General features: G+C 58.5%; 10 protein-coding genes and 1 pseudogene. 9 read left to right on the top strand and 2 right to left on the bottom strand.

What is annotated here, in order from left to right; all coding sequences use genetic code 11:
- Window positions 1-130: 130 nt before the first annotated feature.
- From J4G43_RS45200 to J4G43_RS45170, 7 genes and pseudogenes are all read left to right on the top strand, one after another.
- The gene (locus tag J4G43_RS45200; protein ID WP_011084538.1) at window positions 131-682 is read left to right on the top strand and encodes a hydrogenase expression/formation protein; all 552 of its coding nucleotides are present in this window, start codon (window positions 131-133) and stop codon (window positions 680-682) included.
- Window positions 683-773: 91 nt separating this feature from the next.
- A complete protein-coding gene (locus J4G43_RS45195) occupies window positions 774-1,550 on the top strand; it encodes a hypothetical protein (RefSeq protein ID WP_225005516.1) in 777 nt (258 codons plus the stop codon).
- Window positions 1,519-1,872 carry a nickel-dependent hydrogenase large subunit gene (locus J4G43_RS45190; RefSeq protein ID WP_014497978.1) on the top strand — a complete coding sequence of 118 codons (354 nt, stop codon included), beginning with the start codon at window positions 1,519-1,521 and terminating at the stop codon, window positions 1,870-1,872. Before J4G43_RS45195 ends, J4G43_RS45190 begins: the two co-directional genes overlap by 32 nt.
- A complete protein-coding gene (hypA, locus tag J4G43_RS45185; RefSeq protein WP_011084541.1) occupies window positions 1,865-2,206 on the top strand; it encodes a hydrogenase maturation nickel metallochaperone HypA in 342 nt (113 codons plus the stop codon). Before J4G43_RS45190 ends, hypA begins: the two co-directional genes overlap by 8 nt.
- Window positions 2,206-3,105 carry a hydrogenase nickel incorporation protein HypB gene (hypB, locus tag J4G43_RS45180; protein ID WP_208088706.1) on the top strand — a complete coding sequence of 300 codons (900 nt, stop codon included), beginning with the start codon at window positions 2,206-2,208 and terminating at the stop codon, window positions 3,103-3,105. Before hypA ends, hypB begins: the two co-directional genes overlap by 1 nt.
- Window positions 3,102-5,026: pseudogene (gene hypF, locus J4G43_RS45175) on the top strand (carbamoyltransferase HypF); the annotation flags it as partial. The gene hypB and the pseudogene hypF, both read left to right, overlap by 4 nt.
- A gap of 87 nt (window positions 5,027-5,113) precedes the next feature.
- Window positions 5,114-6,243 (top strand): IS3-like element ISRj2 family transposase gene (locus J4G43_RS45170; RefSeq protein ID WP_129557670.1). Its coding sequence is split into 2 segments (ribosomal slippage): window positions 5,114-5,366 and window positions 5,366-6,243, totalling 1,131 coding nucleotides; the frame shifts between segments, so codons are not numbered across the junction.
- A gap of 261 nt (window positions 6,244-6,504) precedes the next feature.
- On the opposite strand, the gene J4G43_RS45165 is transcribed toward J4G43_RS45170, so the two are convergent.
- Together J4G43_RS45165 and J4G43_RS45160 are read right to left on the bottom strand one after the other, a co-directional pair.
- Window positions 6,505-6,699, bottom strand: coding sequence for a 4Fe-4S binding protein (locus tag J4G43_RS45165; protein WP_011084548.1), 195 nt, complete (start codon window positions 6,697-6,699; stop codon window positions 6,505-6,507).
- A 593-nt stretch (window positions 6,700-7,292) separates the two neighbouring features.
- Window positions 7,293-8,422, bottom strand: a protein-coding gene (locus J4G43_RS45160; protein WP_129557670.1) for an IS3-like element ISRj2 family transposase whose coding sequence is annotated in 2 segments (ribosomal slippage) — window positions 7,293-8,170 and window positions 8,170-8,422 — 1,131 coding nt in all. Because the reading frame shifts where the segments join, the coding sequence is not laid out codon by codon here.
- Between the two features lie 598 nt (window positions 8,423-9,020).
- Here J4G43_RS45160 and nifD point away from each other — a divergent pair.
- Both nifD and nifK read left to right on the top strand, forming a co-directional pair.
- Window positions 9,021-10,523 carry a nitrogenase molybdenum-iron protein alpha chain gene (gene nifD, locus J4G43_RS45155; RefSeq protein ID WP_011084552.1) on the top strand — a complete coding sequence of 501 codons (1,503 nt, stop codon included), beginning with the start codon at window positions 9,021-9,023 and terminating at the stop codon, window positions 10,521-10,523.
- A gap of 65 nt (window positions 10,524-10,588) precedes the next feature.
- The gene (gene nifK, locus J4G43_RS45150; RefSeq protein WP_011084553.1) at window positions 10,589-12,145 is read left to right on the top strand and encodes a nitrogenase molybdenum-iron protein subunit beta; all 1,557 of its coding nucleotides are present in this window, start codon (window positions 10,589-10,591) and stop codon (window positions 12,143-12,145) included.
- The last annotated feature ends 23 nt before the right edge of the window (window positions 12,146-12,168 follow it).

The following is a 12,168-nucleotide window of genomic DNA, read 5'->3' as shown; positions in this document are numbered from 1 at the left end:
TGTCAAATGTCGCTGCTGCTGTTGGGGGTCAGAGAAGCGGTGATCCGACACAATTGTACGGACTCGCAAATTTCAGCGATGCCGAGCGCAAGCTGATTGACGAATTGCTCGGGGAAGGCGAGGTGACCGGGTGGTTGCGTTGCCGGACGGCAGTTTGGCACAAATCCGGGAGTCCGTGCATGCCGGAATCTGGCGCGTGCGCATCGGAACCGAACCGGCGCACGAATATGTCGAGGTTGGAGCGATTCCGCAGATTGTCCGGCGTGCCGCAACTGACCTGACATCAACCGAACTTCTGATTGACACGCCGCCGGATGGCGCGATGAACGTTCAACCGGTGCTGGCCGAAATACGCGAGCGGGCCAGCGTCTGGCAATTTTGCATGAATGCGCATGTCATCAATCTGACGTTACTGCCAATGAGCGTTGTCGACTTGACATTCCTGCAGCAAAGCTTGGGCAACGGACCCGTCCAACTCATGTTGCGGGGCTACGGTGCCTGCAGAGTGCAGGCGACCGGGACTAGGAATGTTTGGTCCGTGCAGTTCTTCAATTCTACGGACAACATCATCCTTGATACGGTGGAGGTCGGGGGCGTGCCGATTGTTGCGTTGGCTGCCGACGAGGATTTCCAGGACTCTGCCGGACGCGTGCAGGAAATTCTCGAGGCGTACTTCACATGATGCGCTCGGGCACTCGACATCAGTTGCGATCCCACAGACGGCGCCTTCGGATGGATCATAGCTTGCGCGGGGGGAGGGGGCAGCATTGCGCATGAACCTCACTGCAAGCAACAAAATCCATGTCCGCGTATTGCTAGCTGCCGACGTAGTCGCCTCGGTCGAGATCCAGCCGCGAGTCCGGCCGCCGCTGGGTCGGATATTCGCCGGAAAGCAGGCCTCGTCACTGCTCAACGCAGTGCCGCGGCTCTTCGCGTTATGTGCCGCTGCGCAGCAAACCGCACTGTTGACCGCGATCGAAACGGCGCGCGACGAAGTGATCACCCTCGCAAAAAAAACAGCATCGTATTGCGCTGATCGTTACCGAGCGCATCATGGATTTGGCACGGGGCCTATTTGCCGGACATCTCACGCTAGAGGTCGCCAGTGCGGCAGCAATCCGCTCCCTGATGTCGGAATTGTCAGCGCTTGTTCGCTCCGCCCAGCGAGCCTCGTGCCCCCCCCTCAACGGGAAGCAACAGCGCGGATCGCGGCGGCGCTGGCCGCGCTGGGCGTACCGAATGAGGGACGCGCGCTCAGGTCCGGCAGCCCACTGTCGCTTCGCGTCGCGGCGCTTCATGAGGCCGGCTTGAAGTCGGCTCCGGCAGCATACTCGTTCCTGTCCGCTGCTGACGACTTCAACATCGCGAAGCGATTGCTCGGGGATGATTCGACGTTTTGCGATTGTCCGGATCTGGAAGGACATGTGCCCGAGACGGGTCCTTGGGCGCGCCAAATGACCCGGGATCGGTTCTTGCTGAGACCCTTCGGTGCGGCCGAGCGGCTGATGGCCAGAATAGTTGAAATCGTCCGGGCTATGTGCCTGGCTTGAGGCCGGCGCTCAGCCGGATACCGCAGAGCATGGGATTATCGAAAGATATAAGCTTGGGCCCGGTCGTGCAGCGGCCGCGGTCGAATGCGCCAGGGGACGTCTCTACCACGCTGTTGAGCTTGACGCTCACGGCCGGATATCTCGCTTCGAATTCCTGGCGCCGACGGAGTGGAATTTCCATAAGCGCGGACCGCTTGTACGGAACCTGCAGGGCGCCGTGCTGACAGCTCCGCGGCGCTGTGATGCAGTCCACGCGGTGATTGCGTCGCTGGATCCGTGCGTCGGGTTCACTCTCAATTTTCGTGAATTTCACGATGCATGAAATGGCCATTTGCATGGGGATCATTCAGATCGTCGAGGAGAAGGTACGGGAGCGATCCTCTTCGCGGGTGCGGAGCGTCTGTTTGGAATTGGGAACGCTGAGTCATGCCGCGCCTGAAGCGATCAGGTTCTGCTTTGCTGTCGCTGCAATGCGGACCGTTGCCGAAGGCGCCGCGCTTAATATCGTTGAACTACCGGGCGTTGCCTGGTGCATGAGCTGTTCGAAGAGCGTTGAAATTGCACGCCGGGGTGATTGCTGTCCTTGCTGCGGCAGTTATCAGTTGCAGGTAACCGCGGGCGAACAGATGCGCGTGAAAGCGCTGGAGATCGATTGATGTGTACCGTTTGCGGCTGCACGGAAGGTACACCGACGACCAAACACTCGAGGACAAATGATGCGAAGAGCCACGAGCGATACAATGACCATGTGCGGGACTCTTGCGATGGCCATTCTCCTCTTCGCCGGCCGGCCCACCATCAGGCACATGGCATACAGCCGCTTCCGAGCGGCGGCGCCGGCTCGGCTGATTCAAGGGTCGGGGGCATGAGCGGAAAGCAGGTCATCGAGATCGAGCGCGATATCCTGGGCAAGAATAATGGGATTGCGGCGGTCAACCGGGCCCTCTTCCTTGCCGATGACGTTCTCGTGTTTAATCTTTTATCCAGTCCCGGTGCAGGTAAAACGACGCTGCTGGTCCGTGCCGCGTCCGAGCTCAAGCGCAGCCGCCCGGTCGGTGTCATCGAAGGCGACCAGCAGACCTCGAACGACGCTGAACGTATTCAGGCTGTCGGCGTGCCAGCCGTTCAAATCAATACCGGCAAGAATTGTCATCTCGATGCTGCAATGATCGGCGGAGCTTATCGCCGCTTGCCCCTGCTTTCAGGCGGCATTCTCTTCATCGAGAACGTCGGTAATCTGATCTGTCCCGCTGCCTTCGATCTTGGCGAGGCCTGCAAGATCGTGGTGTTCTCGATTACGGAAGGTGAAGACAAGCCCCTCAAATGTCCTGATATGTTTGCTGCTTCATCCCTCGTGGTGATTAACAAGATCGATCTGGCGCCGCTGCTTGAATTCGATTTGGAAAAGACCATCGAGTATGCCAGACGGGTCAACCCAAAGATTGACGTGCTTGTCGTTTCGGCTCGTACTGGCGAGGGCTTTGGCGCGCTCTACGCCTGGATCAACAGGCAGGCGCGCCGTCAGAGGCGCGCCTTAGAGGACGCAAGGCGATGAGCGCCGCAGCCACCTGCGATCGAAAGCGACTGCGCGTGCGCGTGAGTGGAGCAGTGCAAGGGGTTGGCTTTCGTCCCTACGTCTATGGACTAGCCATGCGGTACGGATTGGCGGGATTTGTCATCAATGGTCCCGAGGGCGTTCTCATCGAGGTCGAGGGGCACCGTACGTCTGAGTTTATTGCCGCGTTGCCGCTTGAGGCGCCTCCATTGGCACGCATAGACCATATTTGCGTTGGGGAGACTGCAGCGCTCGCGGCGAAGGACTTTTCGATCGGTACGAGTGAGGCCGGCAAGCTGTCAACGCAGATCGTCGCTGATGCCGCCGTCTGCCAGCAATGCCTCAGCGAGTTATTCGATCCAGAAAATCGGCACTACCTATATCCCTTCATAAGTTGCTGCCATTGCGGCCCGCGTTACACCATCGCTGAGCGGCTTCCGTACGACCGTCGCAACACTGTGATGAGGGCTTTTAGGTTGTGCGCCACGTGCGCGGCCGACTACGCTGATCCGGCAAGCCGCAGGTTTCACGCCGAAGCGATCGCTTGGCCGGCATGCGGCCCTCGGCTTAGCCACGGGATCAGCGCCATCGCCGCGGCAATCGCGGGGGGCAGATCGTGGCGGTAAAGGGGGTGGGCGGATACCAACTTCTTTGCGATGCACGTAATCAGGACGCCGTGCAGCGTTTGCGCAGGAGAAAGCACCGCATTCAGAAGCCGTGCGCAGTTATGGTCGATTCCATCGAGCGCGTTAGCGAGGTCGCGGAGATGGACCCGGCCGAGCTTGCGCTGCTCGAATCCACAGCACGTCCTATCGTCCTCCTGTCATCGCGAAATAATTTGGCGCCCGCCATAGCTCCTGGATTAGCGCGAGTGGGTGTCATGCTACCCGTAGCACCGCTGCATCACCTCATCTTCCATGCGTTTCGCTCGACGGAGGCGCGTGGAGAGGCTGGCCCGGTCATCGTTGTCACCAGTGCAAATCTCTACGGCGAACCCCTGCTGATCGATAACGTGGAGGCGTTGAGACAGCTCAAGGGGGTCGCCGACCTGGTCGTGACCCATGATCGCGATATCTTGGCGTGCGCTGATGATTCCGTGGTTTCGGTGGCCGCTGGCCGGGACCAATTCATCCGTCGTGCTCGCGGCTATGTTCCCGAGCCAATTCGGCTTGCAAGGTCTGTCCCGCCCGTGCTCGCCGTCGGCGGGATACTGAAGTCGACCGTCACCATCACGCGGGACGACCAAGCGTTCGTCTCTCAGCATATTGGCGATCTAAATACGGCCGAAAGCATCCGTGCGTTCGAGAAGACGATCCGGCACCTCACATCGAGCCTCGGCGTGGAGCCTGTCGCCGTCGCCCATGATTTGCATCCCGATATGGCTTCTACCCGGTTTGCGGAAGCAAATGCTCGCGCGCTAGTCGCGGTTCAGCATCACCATGCACACGCTGCCGCAGTAATCGCTGAGCACGGCCATGCGGGACCTGCGCTTGCCCTGGTGCTCGATGGCCATGGCTTTGGCTCCGACGGCGGTAACTGGGGTGGCGAATTATTGTTGTGCGAAGAGACGTCGTCCCAGCGCATCGGGCACTTAGCGCCCCTGCAGATACCGGGTGGAGATCGTGCAGCCCGCGAGCCGTGGCGCATGGCCAGCGCAGTATTACACGGGCTCGGCCGGGGTAACGAAATCGGGCAGCGCTTTGCCGCGCAGCGGCAAGCCGGCTGTCTGTCGGACTTGCTCGATCAGCCGGGCGGGACCACCACGACCAGTGCGGGACGGTTGTTCGACGCGGCAGCGGCGCTGCTAGGTATTGCGAATCTGCAGAGCTATGACGGCGAAGCAGCGTTGAAGCTCGAAGCGCTGGTGCGGGGTACTACGATTCTGGAAGCCGGCTGGACGATCGAGGGCGGCGTGCTGTCAGAGCTGGCCCCGCAAATTCGGACAGTAGCTTGAGTGGATTTTCTGCCTGACAGCGGCGAGGATTCTTGCTGCGAATCAGGAGCGAAGATGACGAAGAAGAGCCGCCGGACGCATTCTCCGGCATTCAAGGCGAAGGTTGCTTTGGCTGCGGTCAAAGGCGACAAGACACTGGCGGAGCTGGCGCAACTGTTTGATGTTCATCCGAACCAGATCACGATCTGGAAAAACCAGCTCCTGGAAGGCGCCGCCGGCGTGTTTGGGCATGACAAGACATCGGCCGAGACGCCGGTCGATTTGAAGGCGTTACATGCCAAGATCGGCGAGCTGGCGTTGGAAAACGATTTTTTGTCCGGCGCGCTCACCAAGGCGGGCCTGCTGAGCGCAAAGCGATGATCGACCGCGATCATGATCTTTCTATCGTGCGCCAGGCGAAGGTCCTGAAGCTGGCTCGCAGCACGGTCTACTATGAACCTCGGCCAGTTTCGGCCGAGGACCTTGCCTTGATGCGTCGGCTCGATGAGCTGCATCTCGATTATCCCTTCGCGGGAGCGCGTATGCTGCGATCGTTGCTGCGGCGGGAGGGCGTATACGCCGGTCGCCGCCACATCGCGACGCTGATGAAGCGCATGGGGATCGAGGCGGTCTATCGTCGCCCGAACACGAGCAAGCCGGCTCCGGGTCACAAGATCTACCCGTACCTGTTGCGCGGATTGAAGATCGAGCGGCCCGACCATGCGTGGGCAATGGACATCACCTACATTCCGATGCGGCGTGGCTTCGTCTATCTCGCGGCGGTCGTCGATGTGTTCAGCCGACGGGTCCTGGCCCATCGCGTCTCGATCACAATGGAGGCGGCCTTCTGCGTCGAAGCGGTCCAGGAGGCGTTGGCGAAGCACGGCAGGCCCGAGATTTTCAACACGGATCAGGGCAGCCAGTTCACCAGCCTCGAGTTCACCGATGTGCTGCTGGACGCGAAGATCGCCATCAGCATGGACGGCAAGGGCGCCTGGCGCGACAACGTGTTTGTCGAGCGGCTCTGGCGCACGGTCAAATACGAAGAAGTATATCTCCGCGCCTACGACAGCGTGTCCGAGGCGCGAGCGTCAATTGCCAAGTATCTGGCCTTCTACAATCAGGGACGCCCTCACTCGAGCCTTGACGGGCGCACGCCCGACGAGGCTTACTTCGGCACGCAAGCTATGGTGATGGCCGCATGACCGTCGCCGACGGTTTTGTCGTCGCTCTGGTCGGGCTACGCCCTCCCGACGCAACGACAAAACCGTAAAGCCCCGCGTTCAGCATAACCCGGCAGGAATCCACTTAAATCCAGCGGGGCGCTGTCCAAACAACCGGGGCCAGCTCTCTTCGAACACGGGGCTAGCGAGCGAGGAAAACGGGAGACGGGTCGCAAAGGCGGCTGTTTTGGATATTATCTTCATCATGCTTCGTGCAGGAGCCCCTCTCATCGGCTGCCGCTCCTATGCGGGCACGCAAGTATCTGGCACGGGGCAAACCACGGCGCACTTTGGCGCGTCAGAATGCCCCTCACATTGGGTACACTGGGACGGATTGATCACATAGATGTCGTTCTTCAGGCTAATCGCGGCATTGGGACACTCGAACTCGCACGCACCGCAGACCGTGCATTGGGATGCGATTATCTTGTAGGCCATCAGCGCTATTCCATAAGCAAAAGGTGCGGAACAGTTTCTTGCTATCAAGTCTTGTGCCAGACATCTTGAGCTTGATTCATCTGAAGAAATTTCGATAACGCAGGTCGCCGACCCGATACGGTGTCGCAAATCCTACAACGAACATGACAATCTGATCTCGATCCTGTGGTTTGCGCATGATCGGTGTCACGGCCGTCAGCGATCAGGTAAACCACCTTCTCCAGCATTAGGGAACGATCCGAGATCCTTAAGGCCGCCTGCCGCGGCTATGATCGATGTGTCGCGACATCATGGAGCTGTCCGGGCAAGTATCAGGTCGCCCGCGGCGCATCTTGTCGGCTCCACTCAATGGGACCGGAAGGTACATCGTCTCCCTATCCTGGCGGCGGTTGAGGCAGGCGTTCGTCCGGTGATCCTCTGCTTCGTTCCGCACTCCTAATCAATACTAGAGCTGGCCCCGGTTGTTTGGACAGCGCCCCGCTGGATTTAAGTGGATTCCTGCCGGGTTATGCTGAACGCGGGGCTTTACGGTTTTGTCGTTGCGTCGGGAGGGCGTAGCCCGACCAGAGCGACGACAAAACCGTCGGCGACGGTCATGCGGCCATCACCATAGCTTGCGTGCCGAAGTAAGCCTCGTCGGGCGTGCGCCCGTCAAGGCTCGAGTGAGGGCGTCCCTGATTGTAGAAGGCCAGATACTTGGCAATTGACGCTCGCGCCTCGGACACGCTGTCGTAGGCGCGGAGATATACTTCTTCGTATTTGACCGTGCGCCAGAGCCGCTCGACAAACACGTTGTCGCGCCAGGCGCCCTTGCCGTCCATGCTGATGGCGATCTTCGCGTCCAGCAGCACATCGGTGAACTCGAGGCTGGTGAACTGGCTGCCCTGATCCGTGTTGAAAATCTCGGGCCTGCCGTGCTTCGCCAACGCCTCCTGGACCGCTTCGACGCAGAAGGCCGCCTCCATTGTGATCGAGACGCGATGGGCCAGGACCCGTCGGCTGAACACATCGACGACCGCCGCGAGATAGACGAAGCCACGCCGCATCGGAATGTAGGTGATGTCCATTGCCCACGCATGGTCGGGCCGCTCGATCTTCAATCCGCGCAACAGGTACGGGTAGATCTTGTGACCCGGAGCCGGCTTGCTCGTGTTCGGGCGACGATAGACCGCCTCGATCCCCATGCGCTTCATCAGCGTCGCGATGTGGCGGCGACCGGCGTATACGCCCTCCCGCCGCAGCAACGATCGCAGCATACGCGCTCCCGCGAAGGGATAATCGAGATGCAGCTCATCGAGCCGACGCATCAAGGCAAGGTCCTCGGCCGAAACTGGCCGAGGTTCATAGTAGACCGTGCTGCGAGCCAGCTTCAGGACCTTCGCCTGGCGCACGATAGAAAGATCATGATCGCGGTCGATCATCGCTTTGCGCTCAGCAGGCCCGCCTTGGTGAGCGCGCCGGACAAAAAATCGTTTTCCAACGCCAGCTCGCCGATCTTGGCATGTAACGCCTTCAAATCGACCGGCGTCTCGGCCGATGTCTTGTCATGCCCAAACACGCCGGCGGCGCCTTCCAGGAGCTGGTTTTTCCAGATCGTGATCTGGTTCGGATGAACATCAAACAGTTGCGCCAGCTCCGCCAGTGTCTTGTCGCCTTTGACCGCAGCCAAAGCAACCTTCGCCTTGAATGCCGGAGAATGCGTCCGGCGGCTCTTCTTCGTCATCTTCGCTCCTGATTCGCAGCAAGAATCCTCGCCGCTGTCAGGCAGAAAATCCACTCAAGCTACTGTCCGAATTTGCGGGGCCAGCTCTGTGTCCCTCGGCATGTACAACGCACGCGAAGACATCGATGTGATCGTGCGTGCCCCTTATCAAGGCGCGACGATGCTCGTGTGATCTAACGAGCCTAAGAAGTTCACGTGGCGTCGAGGTAGCTCGCCTTGAGATCTAGAGCGCGAGATCGCGCACGTCATTACATCGCAGGTGAGCACCTGTAGGTTTCAATAAGTATGAAGGATTGGAAGCCAGACTTGCGGCCTGCTTCCGCCTTACACCGCAGAGCGTTGCTGTCGCGCATAAACTCAAAAACTCCGCCGTGAATTTCACGCGCGGCCGCCTTGTTCCATTTCGAACACCGCCAAACCAAGAGTCCCTCGCAAAGGCGAGATGTCGGATTCGCAACAACAGCCCGTCACCGTACAAGTCGCGCTAAGAAACTGTTGTTGTTCTAGTTTTAGTGCTCATGAGACCCTGGCATGCCGGTTGCAAAGTCTTGGATCAAGAAGCCGCCCTCCCAACAGCTAACCTTTTAAAGGACACCAGATGAGTCTCGCCACGACCAACAGCGTCGCAGAAATCAGGGCTCGCAACAAAGAGCTGATCGAGGAGGTGCTGAAGGTCTATCCGGAGAAAACCGCGAAAAGGCGTGCCAAGCACCTCAACGTGCACCAAGCAGGTAAGTCGGACTGCGGGGTGAAGTCCAACATCAAATCCATACCCGGCGTGATGACGATAAGAGGGTGCGCCTATGCAGGGTCGAAGGGGGTGGTCTGGGGACCAATCAAGGACATGGTTCATATCAGCCATGGCCCGGTTGGCTGCGGCCAATATTCATGGGGCTCGCGGCGCAACTATTACGTTGGCACCACGGGCATCGATAGCTTCGTGACTCTGCAGTTCACCTCCGACTTCCAGGAAAAGGATATCGTATTTGGCGGCGACAAGAAACTGGACAAAATCCTTGATGAAATCCAAGAGCTGTTTCCACTCAACAACGGCATTACGATACAATCAGAGTGCCCGGTAGGGTTGATCGGTGACGATATCGAGGCGGTGTCAAGGGCGAAATCCAAAGAATATGGAGGCAAGACCATCGTGCCGGTCCGTTGTGAGGGCTTTCGGGGTGTGTCGCAGTCACTAGGCCATCACATTGCAAACGATGCGGTACGCGATTGGATTTTCGGGCATATCGAGGCCGAGGGCAAACCAAAGTTCGAGCCGACACCATACGATGTTGCGATCATCGGAGACTACAATATCGGCGGCGATGCTTGGTCATCGCGAATTCTGCTTGAAGAGATGGGACTACGGGTAATCGCGCAGTGGTCCGGCGACGGTTCACTGGCCGAGCTCGAAGCAACGCCGAAGGCAAAGCTCAACATTCTGCATTGCTACCGTTCCATGAACTATATCTCACGCCACATGGAAGAGAAGTTCGGCATCCCTTGGTGCGAGTACAACTTCTTCGGACCTTCAAAGATCGCGGACTCACTGCGCAGGATTGCGGGTTATTTTGACGACAAGATCAAGGAAGGCGCCGAGCGAGTGATCGAGAAGTATCAGCCGCTGGTGGACGCCGTGATTGCAAAATATCGCCCGCGCCTCGAGGGCAAGACGGTGATGCTGTACGTCGGCGGCCTTCGTCCGCGTCATGTGATTGGCGCGTACGAGGACCTCGGGATGGACGTCATTGGCACTGGCTACGAGTTCGGTCACAACGACGACTATCAGCGCACAGCTCAGCACTACGTGAAAGACAGCACCCTCATCTATGATGACGTCAATGGCTATGAGTTCGAGCGCTTCGTCGAAAAACTCCAGCCTGATCTTGTCGGCTCAGGCATCAAGGAAAAGTACGTTTTCCAAAAGATGAGTGTGCCGTTCCGGCAGATGCATTCGTGGGACTATTCGGGTCCATATCACGGTTATGACGGCTTTGCGATCTTCGCGCGCGACATGGACATGGCCGTCAACTCGCCAATTTGGAAAAGAACGAAAGCTCCCTGGAAGGAAGCGCCGAGCGCCAAGCTCCAGGCTGCAGAATAACGCAACTCGTCTCGCTCTCCGGGAAAGCCCGGGCGATTCCAATCTGATAGTGAAGGATTTCACCGATGCCGCAGAGTGCCGAACACGTGCTCGATCATGTCGAACTGTTCCGCGGTCCAGAATACCAGCAAATGCTGGCGAAGAAGAAGATATTCGAGAATCCGCGCGATCCTGCCGAGGTCGAACGTATCAAGGAATGGACCAAAACGGCCGAATATCGCGAAAAAAACTTCGCGCGGGAGGCGCTGGCGGTAAATCCGGCGAAGGCGTGTCAGCCGCTTGGCGCCGTATTCGCCTCTGTCGGCTTTGAGCGCACGCTGCCCTTCGTCCACGGCAGCCAAGGCTGTGTGGCCTATTACCGCAGTCATTTGTCGCGGCACTTCAAGGAGCCTAGCTCCTGTGTCTCTTCATCAATGACGGAAGATGCTGCCGTATTCGGCGGTCTGAACAACATGACCGACGGGCTCGCGAACAGCTACAAGATGTACAAGCCCAAGATGATTGCGGTTTCCACAACCTGCATGGCCGAAGTGATCGGCGATGACCTGAACGCCTTCATCAAGACGTCGAAAGAAAAGGGCTCGGTTCCGGCAGACTTCGACGTGCCGTTCGCCCACACGCCCGCATTCGTTGGCAGTCACGTCACCGGCTACGACAATGCCCTCAAAGGCATTCTGGAGCATTTTTGGGACGGCAAGGCCGGAACAGCGCCGAAGCTGGAGCGCAAACCGAATGGAGCGATCAACATCATTGGCGGGTTCGATGGATATACCGTCGGGAACCTTCGCGAGATTAAGCGCATCTTGGAATTGATGGGCATCCAGCACACAGTTCTCGCCGACAATTCTGAAGTGTTCGACACTCCGACAGACGGCGAATTCCGGATGTATGACGGTGGTACGACGCTGAAGGATGCGGCGAACGCGATTCACGCCAAGGCGACCATCTCCATGCAGCAATGGTGCACGGAAAAAACGCTGTCATTTGCGGCAGAGCATGGCCAGGACGTTCTATCCTTCAACTACCCGGTAGGCTTATCAGCAACGGATGACTTTATCGTCGCGCTGTCACGCATCAGCGGCAAGGAGATTCCGGAGCAACTCGCGCGAGAACGTGGCCGCTTGGTTGATGCCATTGCCGACTCAAGCGCTCATGTTCATGGCAAAAAGTTCGCGATCTATGGCGATCCGGATCTTTGCTATGGATTGGCTGCGTTTCTGCTCGAACTCGGCGCCGAACCGACCCATGTGCTGTCCACCAATGGCAACAAAGCGTGGCAGGAGAAAATGCAGGCGCTGCTTGCAAGCTCGCCATTTGGACAGGGCTGCCAAGTCTATCCGGGGCGGGATCTCTGGCACATGCGTTCACTCTTGTTCACCGAGCCGGTCGATTTTCTGATTGGCAACACCTATGGGAAGTATCTGGAGCGTGATACCGCAACGCCACTGATCCGCATCGGCTTTCCGATTTTCGACCGGCATCACCATCACCGCTCCCCCATATGGGGCTATCAGGGCGGTCTGAATGTGCTGGTCAAGATCCTGGACAAGATCTTCGACGAGATCGACAACAAGACCAACATTCTTGGCAAAACCGACTACAGCTTCGACATCATTCGTTGATGAGCAACTACACGTGCCATCGT

The organism is Bradyrhizobium barranii subsp. barranii, assembly GCF_017565645.3.
Lineage (GTDB): Bacteria > Pseudomonadota > Alphaproteobacteria > Rhizobiales > Xanthobacteraceae > Bradyrhizobium > Bradyrhizobium barranii.
Note: the sequence above shows the minus strand (reverse complement) of the source record. Positions and strands in the feature narration are given on the sequence as shown.

Coding starts and splice junctions, on each gene's coding strand:
- nifD (WP_011084552.1), top strand. CDS start 9,021: ATGAGTCTCGCCACGACCAACAGCGTCGCAGAAATCAGGGCTCGCAAC.
- J4G43_RS45195 (WP_225005516.1), top strand. CDS start 774: ATGAACCTCACTGCAAGCAACAAAATCCATGTCCGCGTATTGCTAGCT.
- hypA (WP_011084541.1), top strand. CDS start 1,865: ATGCATGAAATGGCCATTTGCATGGGGATCATTCAGATCGTCGAGGAG.
- hypB (WP_208088706.1), top strand. CDS start 2,206: ATGTGTACCGTTTGCGGCTGCACGGAAGGTACACCGACGACCAAACAC.
- nifK (WP_011084553.1), top strand. CDS start 10,589: ATGCCGCAGAGTGCCGAACACGTGCTCGATCATGTCGAACTGTTCCGC.
- J4G43_RS45165 (WP_011084548.1), bottom strand. CDS start 6,699: ATGGCCTACAAGATAATCGCATCCCAATGCACGGTCTGCGGTGCGTGC.